The following is a 14,874-nucleotide window of genomic DNA, read 5'->3' as shown; positions in this document are numbered from 1 at the left end:
CAGATTGGAACCATTTTCTAAAATCATGGATTAAATCCACTAAATTAGAATGGATTTCCAAACCATCGGAAACCTGTGTCACCGGAACAACATTATCGCTTTTTGCGGTAGAACGACGAAAAACTCCGTTGAAGTTCCGTTCAAACACCACGCGCGCTTAATCGCTCGCCCAGCGGATTCAACTGATCGAATCAATGCCAAATCTCGATAGGCGGAAGTTTATCTTGATTTTCTAAAATAAAAATCCGCGGCATTTCTGCCGCGGATTTCGATTCTTGACGGTCGCGCATTCTCTTGAACGCCCGCGTCGTTCCCAGCGAATTTCTCGCCTCAGCCGGCCTCGGCGACGCGCGTCAGCGCAACGCTCAGCGATTCCTTCTGGAGATCGAGTTCGACGAGTCGCTCACGTTCCGCTTCGACCAGCTCCGGCTTGGCGTTGGCGACAAACTTCTCGTTTGCCAGCTTGCCGAGGATACGCTCGCGCTCTGCTTCCACCTTGGCGATCGCCTTCTCAAGCCGCGCTTTCTCGGCCGAGAGGTCAATCAAGTTGCCGAGCGGCAGGCAGGCCGTTGCCTCGCCAACGACGATCTGGGCGCTGCCGCGCGGGGCGACAGTGGCGTGATCGATATGTTCGACACGCGCCAGGCGACCGATCGCCTGGGCATGCTGCTGCAGGCGCTCGCGCGTCAGGTTGTTGGCGCCGACCACGATCAGCGGTGCCGTTGCCGCCGGCGGAACATTCATCTCCGAACGGACCGAGCGAATGCCCGAGACCAGATCGATCAGCCAGTTGATCTCGTCGGCCGCCGTGTCATCGGCATAGGACGGCGCCGGCCATTCGGCGTGGCACAGCAACGTCGAACGCTCCTGCCCCTCACCCGCCGTCTGCGCCCAGAGTTCTTCCGTCATGAACGGCATGAACGGGTGCAGCAGCTTGTAGATCTCGTCGAGAACATAGGCGACGCAAGCTTGCGACTCGCGCTTTGCCGCTTCGTCCTCGCCGCCGAAGATCGGCTTCAGCAGCTCGAGGTACCAGTCGCAGAACTGATTCCAGACGAACCGGTAGAGGCTGCCGGCGGCGTCGTTGAAGCGATAGGCATCGAGCGCCTCGGTAACGTCCCGGATGGTGCGCGACAGTTCCGTCAGGATCCAGCGGTTGACGGTGAGCGACGAGGCTTCGGGAATGAAGCCATCGCTGCTGGTAACGCCATTCATCTGAGCAAAGCGCGTCGCGTTCCACAGCTTGGTGCCGAAGTTGCGATAGCCGGCGATGCGCGCCGGGTCGAGTTTCACGTCGCGCCCCTGGGCGGCCATGATCGCCAGCGTGAAGCGCAGGGCGTCGGCGCCGTATTCGTCGATCAGTTCGAGCGGATCGATGACGTTGCCCTTCGACTTCGACATCTTCTGGCCGTTCTTGTCGCGAACGAGCGCATGGACATAGACCGTATGGAACGGCTCGACCGGGGTGCCGTCGGCATCCTTCATGAAATGCAGGCCCATCATCATCATCCGGGCGACCCAGAAGAAGATGATGTCGAAACCGGTGACCAGCACGTCGGTCTGGTAATACTTCTCCAGTTCCGGCGTCTCGTTCGGCCAGCCGAGGGTGGAGAACGGCCAGAGCGCCGAGGAGAACCAGGTGTCGAGAACGTCTTCGTCACGCGTCAGGATTTCGCCCGGCTTGAAGTTCTCGAGCAGGTCCTCGACATAGGCCTTCATCGGGCCTTCATGCGCCAGATAGTGCTGGATCGCGGCGTGCAGCGCCTCTTCCTCGGTCTTCTCGACGAAGACCTGACCGTCCGGACCGTACCAGGCCGGAATCTGATGCCCCCACCAGAGCTGACGGGAAACGCACCAGGGCTGGATGTTCTCCATCCACTCGTAATAGGTCTTCTCCCAGTTCTTGGGAACGAAGTTGGTCCGGCCTTCCTTGACCGCGGCGATCGCCGGCTTCGCCAGCGTCTTGGCGTCAACGTACCATTGTTCCGTCAGGCGCGGCTCGATCGGCACGCCACCGCGATCGCCATGGGGAACCATGTGCTTGTGCGGCTCGATCTTGTCGAGCAGGCCTGCCTCTTCGAAGATACGAACGATGATCTTGCGCGCTTCGAAGCGGTCCTTGCCTTCGAGTTCGTCCCAGGCGCCATGCAAGGCAGCCGGATCGCTGAGCCCTTCGAGGAAATCCTCGTTGTCCTTGATGGTGATGCGCCCTTCGATCGTCATGATGCTGATCGCACGCAGACCGGCGCGCTTGCCGACGTCGAAGTCGTTGAAATCATGCGCAGGCGTGATCTTCACCGCGCCGGTACCGGCGGTCGGGTCCGCGTAGTCGTCGGCAACGACCGGAATGCGGCGACCGACGATCGGCAGGATGACGTGCTTGCCGATCAGCGGCTTGTAGCGCTCATCCTCGGGATTGACGGCGATGCCGCTGTCTCCGAGCATGGTTTCCGGACGGGTGGTGGCAACGACGAGATAATCGCGCTTTTCCCACTCGGTCGCCTTGCCGTCTTCATCGAAGGCAACCGGATAGTCGAAGGTGACGCCGGGCTCCAGCGGGTAGCGCAGATGCCAGAGGTTGCCGTTGATCTCGTGCTGCTCGACCTCCAGGTCCGAAATCGCGGTCAGGAGCTTCGGGTCCCAGTTGACCAGGCGCTTGTCCTTGTAGATCAGGCCTTCCTTGTAGAGCGAAACGAAGACCTCGAGAACGGCTTCGGACAGCCCTTCGTCCATGGTGAAGCGTTCGCGTGACCAGTCGCAGGACGCGCCGAGCCGCTTCAACTGGTTGAAGATGAGGCCGCCCGATTCGGCTTTCCATTCCCAGACCTTCTCGATGAAGGCTTCGCGGCCCATCTGCCGGCGGTGCTGCTGGCTCTCCATCAGCTTGCGCTCGACGACCATCTGGGTCGCGATGCCGGCATGGTCCATGCCCGGCTGCCACAACACGTCCTTGCCGCGCATGCGTTCGAAGCGAACCAGCACGTCCTGAAGCGTGTTGTTGAGCGCGTGGCCCATGTGCAGCGAACCCGTCACGTTCGGCGGCGGGATCACGATGCAGAAACTGTCGGCGCCGGGCTTGGCACCCGCCCCTGCACGAAACGCGTTTTCTTCGTCCCACTTCTTGGCGATACGCGGGTCGACGGATGCGGAATCGTAGGTCTTATCAAGCATTTTGGAGCCAATTTACGAGATTGATGTCAGCGTCTTGTAAACCGGAACGGCCGGCGCAAGTCAACACGAACGCAAAAAGCCGCGACGACAGCGCGGCTTCTTTCGTGTTCGGCTTCGGCTTTTAGCGCCGGGGGCCGCGCGCGACCCGCTCGATCTCCTCGCGGACGAGCCGCTCGACAAGCGTCGGCAGATTGTCGTCGAGCCATTCCTGCAGCATCGGCCGCAGCATCGCCTTGGCAATTTCATCAAAGGAACGTCGCGATCCCTGATCCACTGCGTGGGCAAGATCGCCGAAGGACTGAGCGACCTTGCGGCCGACCTCCGGGGAGACGATCGCCGCAAGTGCCGTCTCCGGCGCGGGCGCATCCAGCGCGACGGCTGCCACGGGCGGAGTCGCGCTTAAAACTTCCGGTAGTTCGACTGGCGGCGGCGCGGCGGCCTCTGGCTCGGCCAGCGCCTCAACCTCGGCAACCGGCTCGATCACCGGCGCTTTCGGGGCAGAAACCGCGGCCATGCGCGAGGTGACGACAGGACTGTCCTGAATGGCGACGACCTGCGGCGCTGGTTGAACCTCCCGTGCGGGAAAACCCGTGGCATGACGCTCGGAGGCGGCCCGAACCCGCGCCGCGACATCGGCCAGCGAAAGCGGCGGCTGTGCTGCCGACGACGGCTCAGTCTGTACCGCCGGGCTTTCCACGGCCGGCGCGACGGAGGCCGACTTCGGGGGCTCGTCCCGCTCATCGCGTCGGCCAAAGGCGATGGTCTCGATCTCGCTGTCGATGGTCAATTCGATCTCGTCGCTAGCCTCGTCCTCGAACTGCTCGTGCGGCGCGAACCCGGCTTGCCCGGGTTCGTTGCTCTCAATGATCTTGCGAATGGATGCCAGGATTTCATCCATCGACGGTTCACGCGCGACATTGAGCTGTGCCATTTCCATCCTCGTTTGACTCGGCAGACATGTGTTCCAAAACTGGACATGCGCCGATTTCCGACAAACCTTAAGTGAGTTCGCGGACGAAACAAACGCCACGAATCAGTCCCCCGGATTCTTGCACAGATTTGTTTTCAGGGGAAAAAATAGAAACGCCCCGGGGATACCGGGGCGCTGCTGCAATATCTGGAAAGACGAGAGGACGCTCTTAGCGACCGTCCACGGTCCGCAAGCCGATCCACTTGTCCTTGACCGCCTCGTAGTGCTCCTCGGAGCGATATTCCGCGACCTGAAGCCCCTGGTCCTTGACCGTCAGCCGCGCGGAGGCCGCAAGCAGCGAATAGCTGGCGACGACGGCATCGCGTTGCGCCAGAGCGAGGAGTTCCTGCGCCTGAAGCACGTCCTGCTGCGAATCGAGTACGTCGAGGGTCGTGCGCTGGCCGACCTTGCGCTCCTCGATCACGCCATCGAGCGCCAGCTTGGCAGCGGAAATCTGCGCCTTGTTGGCAGATATGCGCGCAATCGCGGCTTCCAGCTGAGCATAGGCCGAAACGATTGTCTGCTGCACCGAAGCGCGGGCGGAATCGACGAGGATGCGCTGCTGGCCGAGGCGTTCCTTGGCCTGGCGGATCTGGCCGTACTCGGCACCGCCCTGATAGATCGGAACCTCAAGGCGAGCCGTGATGCTCGATGCATTGCTATCGAACTGGCTGGCATTGCCGGTGGTGCGGCCAACCTGGCCCTGCAGCGTCACACCGGGAAGCATCGTGCCTTCCGCCGACTTGACCTGATAGCCGGCCGAATCAACGGAGTACTGTGCCGACAGAATGATCGGGCTTTCCCGCAGACCGGTCGCGACGGCCTGATCGAGCGTGCGCGGCAGGCTCTTGGAAGCCGGCGAGGCCTGCTTGATGCCCCGCGGCACGTCGCCGACGATCTGCACATAGGTCGCTTCGCTCTGCTTCAACTGAGCGACGGCGACGATAAGCTGCGACTGGGCGTTGGCGAGCGAGGCTTCTGCAAGGCTTACGTCGGTACGGGTACCCTCACCCACGTCCAGACGGGCCTTGGCCGCGTTCACCTGCTCCTGAAGGAACGCGATGTTCTGCTTGCGGATCGATACGAGCTGCTGATCGCGCGCGATGTTGGAGTAAATCGTGGCGGCCGAAAGGAGAATGGAAATCTCGTTGGCGCGCAGCGATTCGCGGGTTGCAAACACGTTCGATTCGGCGGCGCGAACATTGTTCAGCGTCTGAAAGCCGTCAAACACCATCTGGTTTACGGTGATGCCGACCTGTCCCTGGTGGAGGTCTTCGCTCAGGGTCTTTTCCCGGTCGATGGTCGAAAGCGTTCCGGACGCGAAGGCTGCCACCTGGGGGCGAAAGCCGGACTTGGCGATCGGCACACTCTCATCGGTCGCCCTGAGGCCGGCCCGCGCGGCATTCAGGTCAGGGTTGTTTGCGTAGGCTTTGGCCATTGCGCCGAAGATCGTCTCGGCCAGTACTGCTTGCGGTGCAAGCAGCAAGCTTGTCGAAACGGCGGCCATGAGGGCCGCTTTGCGGACAATCGACACCATTACTTCTCTCTCCGATCGGGGCGGCAGAGCCTGCCCTCTATTTCCGCGGCGCCGCTCTTTTTGCAAAAAGCGACCCCAACTAGACACGGCGATGAAGCGCTCACACCGCCCACTGGTGAGCAAATCACTACCACTGCACTCTTTGAAACCCGGAATCAGCATTCCGACAACTGGGCAGCCATACTCTGCGCAGCCATTTCAAAAAGAAACAAGTACCCCGTTGCGAATTGGCAACATTGTTATTTTAGCAGCGCATTTAATTGTTGATATCCCTCAATAAGTGGGACCTCAAAAAACAAATTCCTGTGCACGACGGAAGCCGGGGAGCGGCTTGACCGCGGTGTTGAAATCGGGGCGCTCGGACGTCTTTCCGTGCTCGTGCACGTAGAGTTTAGCGCGAGAAGCATTGCCAAATCCTTCAACGACCACGAGCCGCCCGCCATCGCGCAGCTGCCCGAACAAAGCGGTCGGCAGGACTTCGACCGAGCCGTGGACGAAGATCACGTCGTAGGGTGCCTCGGCGGCGTATCCCTTCTCGAGTTCGCCGGTTACCACGGCGATGTTGTCGTAACCGAGGCGGGACAGCGTTTCGGTCGCGGTGGCAGCGAGGCCTTCATCGCTTTCGAGCGCGACGACCGAACCTGCAACCTGCGACAGCAGTGCGGATGCATAGCCGGTGCCGCAGCCGATCTCCAGAACGACATCGGACTTGGCGATTTCGGCCAACTGGAGAAGCTTGGCGAGCGGCGACGGCTCCATCAGGAAGCGCGGCGCGTTGCCGTTGGCAACCTCGAGCGCGATATCCGTATCGATGTAGGCGAGCTCTTTCATCTTGGCAGGCACGAATTCCTCGCGCGGGACGCTCAGGAACGCGGACAGGATCGAGTGGGACGTGACATCCGTCGTGCGGATCTGGTTGTCCACCATCTTGGTGCGCGCTGCTTCGAAATTCATGGTAGTGCCCTCGTGGTCCGGATAGGCGCGGCGCCCGGTTTCGGGCAAGCACGCACGATCGTCTACTGGCTCCCGTCGGAAAGCCTTTGAGGTAAGCTCATAAATCGGCGACCGGCCGGTTTCAAGCGACAGCGGCAATTTGCGCCGGAAAAACGGGAGGGAATTGCACCGCGAACAGCGGAGGCGACACGATAGCCGGCCGGGATCAGCGTCCCGGCGCGCCTTCCAGCCCGACGAGGGCAATCTTGGTGTAGCCGGCATTCTGAATGAGGTTCATCACCGTCATCAACTCGCCGTAGTCGACAGCCTTGTCCGCCCGCAGCAGGACGCGTGTCTCGGTATTGCCTTCGGTCAGGCGCTTCAACTCGTCGGCAAAGCTCTCGCGTGCCGTTTCATCGTTGCCGATCGCCAGTGCCAGATCGGCCTTCAGCGTCACGAAGACCGGCTTGTCGTCCCGCGGGACCGGTTTGGCGGCCGATTGCGGCAGGTCGACCTTCATGTCCACGGTGGCAAGCGGCGCCGCCACCATGAAGATGATCAGCAGCACCAGCATGACGTCGATGAAGGGAGTAACGTTGATCTCGGCGTTTTCGTCGAGATCGCCGCCGCCGTCGCTGATTTTTCCAGCCATGTGTCACCCGATCCGTGCGATGGTCGTCTCGGCGTGACCGAAGTCCTGGCGGCGCGGCTGCGCCTTGCGGGCCAGGCGATGGTCGAGGTCGCGGCTGACGAGCCGCTCAACGGCTGCAGCGGCATCGGCGAGAATCACCTTGTAGCCACCGACCGAGCGGGCAAAATAGTTGTAGATGACGACGGCCGGGATCGCCGCGACCAGGCCGATGGCGGTCGCCAGGAGCGCCTCCGCGATACCCGGCGCCACGATCGCCAGGTTGGTCGTCTGCGCCTTGCTGATGCCGATGAAGGAATTCATGATCCCCCAGACCGTGCCGAACAGACCGACGAACGGGCCGACGGAACCGATCGAGGCCAGGATGCCGGTGCCGCTTGTCATGCGCTTGCCGGCGCGAACCTCGATGCGGGTCAGAAGCGACGAAACACGCTCCTTAAGGCCGCCCGTAGGCGCGTGATCGATCACCGCCTCCGAGCGGGCCATCTCGTCGATCGCCGCGACGACCATTTCGGGCGCCGGTCCCGACTTGCCATCGAAGGCCCCCTTGATGTCTGCCAGGCCGTTGGCGGCCGACAGCAGGCGAACCGCGCGCGTCAGGCGCGCCTTGGCGCCAAAGAGTTCCAGCAGCTTGACCACAAAGATCGCCCAGGTGGCGACGGACGCCAGCGCAAGACCAATCATCACGCTCTTCACCACCACGTCGGCGGCCATGAACATGCCGATTGGAGAAAGGTCGTGCGGCAGCACCGGGCTTGCTGCGCCCTCGCCCGTTGCAGGCGCGCTTTCAGCCGTCGTCGTGGTGCCTTCAACCGCGACCGGAGCCCCCTCGCCCGACGTAGCGGCTGGAGTTTGCAGTGCCGGCTGCGCCTGGGTCGCCGGGTCAACCGACGGAAAGGTTGCGGCCGTGCCCTGACCTTCCGCCACCGGCGCGGATGCGGACGGCGCGGTTGCGCCGCTCTGCGTACCGTCGACCACGGGTTCGGACGTTGTCGCTTGTGCCAGGGCGGCCGTCGGAGAAGCTGCGGAGGACAGGACCAGCATTGCGGCTGCCAGAAAATTGATCGTCGATCGGGCTCGTCTCGGCATCTCGTTCCTCACGTACTGGTCCATTTCGTCGTGTCGGGGCGAAGGGTTTGCCGTCATCCGCCACCACCCTTGCGCGCTTCCGAGGCTGTTTACGCAACGGAAAACCGAATGACAAGGATTTGTGGAGTTTATCAATCAAGAATAATTTCGCAACCGTCCATTGCCCAGGCTGGACCGACGTTTTCAGGGCGTCGGCTGGTCTTCGACGAAGGCGCCGCTGCGCCAATCATAGGTGCGATGCCGCTCCCAGGGACGGGCAAGCGTCGTGAAAGCCGGCTGGAATTGCATGACGGGTGAACTGAGCCCCTCCTGCTGTTCCGCCCGGATTTCGATTGCGCCGGTGCGGCGCAGCGTACCGACATCGACGATGCGGGCTCCGCGCACGGCGCACGCTTCGGTATCGACACGCACGGCGACCACGATCAGGTCCGCCTGATCACACAGGGCGGGAAAGAGGCGCGGATTTTCGAGAGTGACGATCGTCCAGCCGACCGCACTGCGCGCGGCGCACCATTGCTTGTCGCGGCAGACGAAACTGCCTGCCTTGCTTGCCGCGATCGCCGATGAAAAATCGGCGCGGATCGCGGCAGCCTTCTCTCCCTCAATCGGCGGCGCTCTTCTGACCGCCTGTTCCATAGCCGGATAAAGACCGTCGGCCGCAGGCGGAAGCGTGGCCGGCCGCTCATGTTTCGCGACGATGAGCGCCCGTTGCCATTGCGAGAATATGAAGTCCGGCGGACGCGGCCGGTTCGTTGCGATGGCATCATCCGTGACCAAGCCGACGAGACGGCCGTCCTCGGCGATCACAATATCGGGCCGGCTGCCGCCTTCGAATACCAGGCTGAGAAAGCCTGCGCAGATCAGCACGATGCCAGAGATTGCGAGCCAACTGCGCAGGACGCAAAGAAAGACACCGCCGATCGCGATCAGCACGAAGCCGATGGGGCCGATGCGGCCGGTCACGACCTCGCCGTCGAGCGACGTCACGAACCGCGCGACGTCGAGCATCCGATCGAGACCCCACGCCATCGCCATCAAAGGCAGATGCTCGAGCCCGAACGGCATCAGCAGCATGGCGAACAGCCCGAACGGCATGATCACGATGCTGATCAGCGGCATGGTGAGAATGTTTGCGATGAGGCCATAGGCCGGCAGCCTATGGAAGTAGGCGATCGAATAGACTGACGTTGCCAGACCGCCGATAAGCGAGGTGATCAGGATGCCCGCGGCGACGCCGGTGATGAGGCGCCCCTTGCTGCGGCTGCCGGGCGCTTCGGCCTTGCCCGTGCGCCGTTCGCGCCAGCGCCCGTAGCCGGCAACCAGCGCCAGTGTGGCGGCGAAGGACATCTGGAAGCCTGGCCCGGCCACGGCCGAGGGCATGAGCACGACGATGACGATTGCAGCGAGCGCGACGTTGCGCAGGCTGATCGACATGCGATCGAAGAACACCGCGACCAGCATGATCGAGATCATGATCCAGGCGCGCAGTGCCGATACGGCGCCGCCCGAGATGAGAATGTAGAAGCAGACCATCAGCAGCGCGCCGGCCGCCGCGACCTTCTTGATCGGCACGCGGTGCGCGAGCCCCGGCACCATGCTGAGAGCGGTGCGCGCGCCGATCAGAAAGGTGCCGGCTGCCAGCGCCATGTTGAGGCCGGAGATCGCCAGCACGTGCGCCAACCCAGCCTGTCGCAGCACCTCGACGGTCTCTCGGCTGATTGCCCTTTCCTCTGCGGTGACCAGTGCCGCCGCAAGCGCGCCAGTGTCGCCGCCGATCGACGAGCGGATCCTCTCGCCGACCGTTTCCCGCATCGCGGCCATCGTCTTTTTCGTCGCCGAAAGCAGCGCGGCCACAGTGCCACCCTCTTCGCTCGCGACCTTCTCGGATAGCTTCGGCGCGCCGTAGAAAAACCCGACGGCGCCAATTCCCTTGAAATAACTGTCGAAGGCGAAATCGTTCAGGCCGGGCAGCGCCGGGCCTGAGGGCGGAGACAGGCGCGCCCTGCCCTCGATCAGAGCGCCGAGCGGAAACGGCTCTCCGGAGCCCCGCGTCACCAGCGTCGCCTTCAGCGGCTGACGGCGCAGTTTTGGCCGGCTCGTTTCCTCGATTTCCAGCCCGTAACGCCACCGGCCGCGATCATCCTGCTCGCGTGAAAAGACCGTGCCCCGCAGGTTCGTGGTGACCGGAGCGTCGAGAACAACCGTGTCGGTGCGCCATGTCTCGATCGCGACCAGCAGCATGCCAGCGATGAACAGCGTCACGGCAACCAGCGGAGGACCCACGGGCGCCAGTTTCCACCGACAGACCAACGCTGCCATTCCAAAAATGCACAGCAGCACTGCAAGATTGGCAATCCGGATATCGAAGGGCAGCGCCAGCCAGGCGAGTACACCGAAGATCAAGAACACCGGGATCAACACAAAACCGTGACCGAATGCCCTTTCCTCTTCGATCGCTGCGAGGAACGCCGGGTTGACGGCGGCAGGCCGGAAACGGGCTGCGCGGCTCGCAATTGCCCGCCACGACGGCCGGAGAAACGGGGGTAGTCGCCCTGTTGCAGGCACGGTCGCCGCGATTACGGCGGCATCGGAACCGGGCACCCCGAAGCTGCCGCGTTCGACGTCGAGCGACGCTTGCCGCATTTCCGTTTCGCTCATTGCGCCCGCACTTTAGCCCCTGACTTCGCGGCCGATCATGCAACCAACGTCTCGCAACCGCAACCGAGGCGCTATCTGCCGAAAAAAGCGGCAAACCTATATAGAATGGTACCGCACCATCATCGGACGAGCTTATTGATCTCTTTGGACTTATTGCCGTAACATGCCATTATTGCGTCGCCATATGCACATTTTCGCATCGCACAATTTGCCTTTCGTACAGCTTGGCAGTCGAAAATAAATCATATAGCAAATTCGCAACGTTCATTGTCGTGGCACGTCTGTGTGCCACGTTGCCATAAGACGGAGGGTCCGATGACTGATAAAACCGCGGTTGTAACACTCGATGGAAAGTCGGCGGATCTTCCGGTGCGATCTGGGTCCATCGGCCCTGACGTCGTGGACATCGGCTCGCTCTACAAGCAGACGAAGATGTTCACTTACGACCCGGGCTTCACGTCGACGGCGTCGTGCGAATCCAAGATCACCTATATCGACGGCGACGAAGGTGTGCTGCTGCACCGCGGCTACCCGATCGAACAGCTTGCCGAGCACGGCGACTTCCTCGAAGTCTGCTACCTGCTGCTCTACGGTGAACTGCCGACCAAGGCGCAGAAGGCTGATTTCGACTACCGCGTCACGCACCACACCATGGTGCACGAGCAGATGTCGCGCTTCTTCACCGGCTTCCGCCGCGACGCACACCCGATGGCCGTCATGTGCGGATGCGTCGGCGCGCTCTCGGCCTTCTACCACGACTCGACCGACATTACCGATCCGCACCAGCGCATGGTTGCCTCGCTGCGCATGATCGCCAAGATGCCGACGATCGCGGCCATGGCCTATAAGTACCACATCGGCCAGCCCTTCGTTTACCCGAAGAACGACCTCGACTACGCCTCGAACTTCCTGCGCATGTGCTTTGCCGTTCCGTGCGAAGAATATGTCGTCAATCCGGTTCTGTCGCGCGCCATGGATCGTATCTTCATCCTGCACGCCGATCACGAACAGAACGCTTCGACCTCGACCGTTCGCCTCGCGGGCTCGTCGGGCGCCAACCCGTTCGCCTGCATCGCGGCCGGCATCGCCTGCCTCTGGGGCCCGGCGCACGGCGGCGCCAACGAAGCGGCGCTCAACATGCTTGCGGAAATCGGCACGGCCGACCGCATTCCGGAATTCATCGCCCGCGCCAAGGACAAGAACGACCCGTTCCGCCTGATGGGCTTCGGTCACCGCGTCTACAAGAACTACGACCCGCGCGCCAAGATCATGCAGAAGACCACGCATGAAGTGCTCGCCGAGCTCGGCCACAAGGACGATCCGCTCCTCGAAGTGGCGATGGAACTCGAGCGCATTGCGCTGACCGACGAGTACTTCATCGAGAAGAAGCTCTACCCGAACATCGACTTCTACTCCGGCATCACGCTGAAGGCGCTGGGCTTCCCCACCACCATGTTCACCGTTCTCTTCGCGCTCGCCCGCACCGTCGGCTGGATCGCCCAGTGGAACGAGATGATCGAAGATCCGGAACAGCGCATCGGCCGCCCGCGCCAGCTCTATGTCGGCGCTCCGCAGCGCGACTACGTGCCGGTCTCCAAGCGCTGAGACCGACAAAAGCATAGACAACAAAGGCCCGGTCAGCGATGACCGGGCCTTTTTTTCAGCGCTGGATCGACGGTTGCGACCGGTAGTGATCGGCCGCTATGAGCAGCAACACAATACTGCCCGAGCGCACGCTGCGCGCCAGGCGTCATCGTCAGTAAAGCGTCGATGAAGATTGCGCCCTCAGGCAGCGGTAGATCTTACGACTTCCTCTTGTCGAGGTAGCCGAGAACGACCTTGGCTGCCATGTCGCCCGGCGGATGGTCGGTCGCCATGCGCTGCTGCACAAGCGCGTAGCCGTCGAGCATCGAGGCCCGCTGCGCCGTTGCGCCGGAAAGCCGCTCCATCCAGCGCGTCAAAGCACCGGGACGGATCGATTCGCCGAAATATTCCGGGACGATCGGGAAATCCGCGATCAGGTTGGGCAATGCACCGCTCCAGATGCGGATGCGCTTGTGCAGGAATTTTACCAGGAAATCAGGCGCATAGGTCGAAACGACGGGCACGCCGGCCAAAGCGAGTTCCAGAATGACCGTACCCGAAGCTGCGATCGCGGCATCGGCCCGATCGAACGCCGCCCATTTGTCGGCCGCACCGACGGAAATCTCCGGCTGGATGGTCCAGGATGCGGTAATTTCCCGCACCAGTTTCTCCTGGCGCGGCACGGTCGGAAGCACGAAGCGGACGCCCGGATGGCGGGCAGCGAGTTCCTCGACCGTCGCGCGGAAGATAGGCAGCAGGCGACCGACTTCGCTCGAGCGCGAGCCCGGCAGCAGAAGGCAGGTCGAAACACGCCCGTCCTTGGCTCCTGCAAGGCGCGGCTGGCGGCTTGCGCGAACGGCAAGCACATTAGCGTCGCTTGCAAGCCGATGGCCGACATAGGTGGTCGGAGGCCCTTGCAACCGCTCCATCGCCTCCGGCTCGAAAGGCAATACGGCAAGCACGTGATCGACGTAGCTGCGCATGCGCGGCGCACGCTCAGGCTTCCAGGCCCAGACGCTCGGGCAGACGTAGTTGATGACGGGCAGGTCCGGCAATGCAGCACGGACTTTTCGCGCCACGCGGTGGGTGAAATCCGGGCTGTCAATGATCAGAAGCGCGTCGGGTCGGGCTGCAATGATGGCCTTTGCCGTCTGGCGGATGCGCATGATCAGCTTCGGTAGACGGGCGAGCACCTGGGTGAAACCCATGATCGACAGTTCGGAATAGTCGAACAGCGAGCGCAGCCCCTCGGCCTCCAGGGCCTCGCCGCCGACACCGACGAGTTCGACGTCGGAATGGCTTTGCGCCCGAAGCGCGCGAACGAGATCGGCGCCCAGAAGGTCTCCGGAAACTTCACCGGCGATCACAGCGAGCTTGTACCGTGGCGCAATCATCGCCTGTTGCCTCCGGATGCGCGCTCCACTCCGGCGACGAACAGCCCCGCTCGATCGGCGACACTGATCACGTCGTTCCGTTCCAGTACCAGCGCCCGCCCGGCTTCCACAGCAACGCCAGCAAGACCAGCTCGCTCGGCAAGGGCGATGGTGGATGGACCGATCGACGGGAGGTCGGCACGCAGGTCCTGTCCGGGCTTGCAAAGCTTGACGAGTACGCCGCGCCGGCGGGAGGAAACGCGCCCCTCCGCCTTCAACACGGCGACACGCTCCAGCATGGCGTCCGTGCCCTCGGCACCCTCGAGCGCGACGACACGCCCGCCGACCGCAACCGCCCCCTGCCCCACGTCGAGCGCGCCGAGCGCATTGGCCGCAGCAATACCCGCTTCTATGTCGCGTTGGTCGTCAGCGTCAGGGTTCACAGCACCGATGGGGCCTGAGTCGGCCAGGAGATTGGGAACCACCTCGTGCACGCCGATGACATGCGCGCCGCTTGCCTCGATCAGCTGCATCGCCATGCGCAGGACCGCATCGTCCCCGCCCGAGACAAGCGTCTTTAGAACTGACGGTATCTTTGCGAGGGTCCGCAATGTCGGGCGGATATCGCGCCATTCCGGCCGGCGCCGAACCCACCCGGACAAGACGACGCGGTCTATGCCCTCTTCCTTGAATGTCCGGCTGATATTGGCGAAATCGCCGATCGCCAGAACCGAGTGGTCGAAGTCGATCCAATCGGCTTCTTCGGCTTCACGCGTGAGTGCGATGATGTAGGGATCTTCGCCGCGCGCACGAACTGCTTCGGCGACATGGTGGGGCAGCGCGCCGCCACCAGCGATGATTGCGAGCCGGCCGCCAGTCGCCGCGCGGCTCGCAGCAGAAGACATCACGG

10 protein-coding genes are annotated in these 14,874 nt (G+C 62.6%); 1 reads left to right on the top strand and 9 read right to left on the bottom strand.

The window, feature by feature from the left end:
- Positions 1 to 330: 330 nt before the first annotated feature.
- The 7 genes from IB267_RS00925 to IB267_RS00895 all read right to left on the bottom strand — a co-directional run bounded on the left by IB267_RS00925 (position 331) and on the right by IB267_RS00895 (position 11,007).
- Positions 331 to 3,171 (bottom strand): valine--tRNA ligase, encoded by a 2,841-nt coding sequence (locus IB267_RS00925; RefSeq protein ID WP_192446049.1) that lies wholly within the window; start codon positions 3,169 to 3,171, stop codon positions 331 to 333.
- Between the two features lie 121 nt (positions 3,172 to 3,292).
- On the bottom strand, positions 3,293 to 4,102 hold the full coding sequence (locus IB267_RS00920) for a PopZ family protein (RefSeq protein WP_192446048.1): 810 nt from the start codon (positions 4,100 to 4,102) through the stop codon (positions 3,293 to 3,295).
- A gap of 208 nt (positions 4,103 to 4,310) precedes the next feature.
- The gene (locus IB267_RS00915; protein ID WP_192446047.1) at positions 4,311 to 5,678 is read right to left on the bottom strand and encodes a TolC family outer membrane protein; all 1,368 of its coding nucleotides are present in this window, start codon (positions 5,676 to 5,678) and stop codon (positions 4,311 to 4,313) included.
- A 288-nt stretch (positions 5,679 to 5,966) separates the two neighbouring features.
- Positions 5,967 to 6,632, bottom strand: a complete 666-nt coding sequence (locus tag IB267_RS00910; protein ID WP_043611551.1) for a protein-L-isoaspartate O-methyltransferase — start codon at positions 6,630 to 6,632, stop codon at positions 5,967 to 5,969.
- Positions 6,633 to 6,837: 205 nt separating this feature from the next.
- On the bottom strand, positions 6,838 to 7,263 hold the full coding sequence (gene exbD, locus IB267_RS00905; RefSeq protein ID WP_192446046.1) for a TonB system transport protein ExbD: 426 nt from the start codon (positions 7,261 to 7,263) through the stop codon (positions 6,838 to 6,840).
- A 3-nt stretch (positions 7,264 to 7,266) separates the two neighbouring features.
- Entirely contained in the window at positions 7,267 to 8,349 is a 1,083-nt protein-coding gene (exbB, locus tag IB267_RS00900; RefSeq protein ID WP_246810524.1) for a tonB-system energizer ExbB, read from the bottom strand.
- Positions 8,350 to 8,532: 183 nt separating this feature from the next.
- Positions 8,533 to 11,007: a ComEC/Rec2 family competence protein gene (locus IB267_RS00895; RefSeq protein WP_246810523.1), complete on the bottom strand. Its 2,475-nt coding sequence runs from the start codon at positions 11,005 to 11,007 to the stop codon at positions 8,533 to 8,535.
- A 315-nt stretch (positions 11,008 to 11,322) separates the two neighbouring features.
- Here IB267_RS00895 and gltA point away from each other — a divergent pair, with 315 nt between their 5' ends.
- Positions 11,323 to 12,612, top strand: a complete 1,290-nt coding sequence (gene gltA / locus IB267_RS00890) for a citrate synthase (protein WP_034796688.1) — start codon at positions 11,323 to 11,325, stop codon at positions 12,610 to 12,612.
- A gap of 197 nt (positions 12,613 to 12,809) precedes the next feature.
- Here the strand turns inward: gltA and lpxB are convergent, their stop codons facing one another.
- Positions 12,810 to 13,985, bottom strand: a complete 1,176-nt coding sequence (lpxB, locus tag IB267_RS00885) for a lipid-A-disaccharide synthase (RefSeq protein WP_192446045.1) — start codon at positions 13,983 to 13,985, stop codon at positions 12,810 to 12,812.
- Positions 13,982 to 14,869 carry an LpxI family protein gene (locus IB267_RS00880; protein ID WP_192446044.1) on the bottom strand — a complete coding sequence of 296 codons (888 nt, stop codon included), beginning with the start codon at positions 14,867 to 14,869 and terminating at the stop codon, positions 13,982 to 13,984. The genes lpxB and IB267_RS00880 overlap by 4 nt, the downstream gene beginning before the upstream one ends.
- Positions 14,870 to 14,874 lie beyond the last annotated feature (5 nt).

It is taken from the genome of Ensifer sp. ENS09 (assembly GCF_014852425.1).
In the GTDB taxonomy this organism is placed as follows: domain Bacteria; phylum Pseudomonadota; class Alphaproteobacteria; order Rhizobiales; family Rhizobiaceae; genus Ensifer.
This window is presented reverse-complemented; position numbering and strand designations above follow the sequence as displayed.

Bases quoted from the DNA above. Each gene is read 5' to 3' on its own strand.
- IB267_RS00910 (WP_043611551.1), bottom strand. From the start codon at position 6,632: ATGAATTTCGAAGCAGCGCGCACCAAGATGGTGGACAACCAGATCCGC.
- gltA (WP_034796688.1), top strand. From the start codon at position 11,323: ATGACTGATAAAACCGCGGTTGTAACACTCGATGGAAAGTCGGCGGAT.
- IB267_RS00895 (WP_246810523.1), bottom strand. From the start codon at position 11,007: ATGAGCGAAACGGAAATGCGGCAAGCGTCGCTCGACGTCGAACGCGGC.
- lpxB (WP_192446045.1), bottom strand. From the start codon at position 13,985: ATGATTGCGCCACGGTACAAGCTCGCTGTGATCGCCGGTGAAGTTTCC.
- IB267_RS00925 (WP_192446049.1), bottom strand. From the start codon at position 3,171: ATGCTTGATAAGACCTACGATTCCGCATCCGTCGACCCGCGTATCGCC.
- exbB (WP_246810524.1), bottom strand. From the start codon at position 8,349: ATGCCGAGACGAGCCCGATCGACGATCAATTTTCTGGCAGCCGCAATG.
- exbD (WP_192446046.1), bottom strand. From the start codon at position 7,263: ATGGCTGGAAAAATCAGCGACGGCGGCGGCGATCTCGACGAAAACGCC.
- IB267_RS00915 (WP_192446047.1), bottom strand. From the start codon at position 5,678: ATGGTGTCGATTGTCCGCAAAGCGGCCCTCATGGCCGCCGTTTCGACA.
- IB267_RS00880 (WP_192446044.1), bottom strand. From the start codon at position 14,869: ATGTCTTCTGCTGCGAGCCGCGCGGCGACTGGCGGCCGGCTCGCAATC.
- IB267_RS00920 (WP_192446048.1), bottom strand. From the start codon at position 4,102: ATGGCACAGCTCAATGTCGCGCGTGAACCGTCGATGGATGAAATCCTG.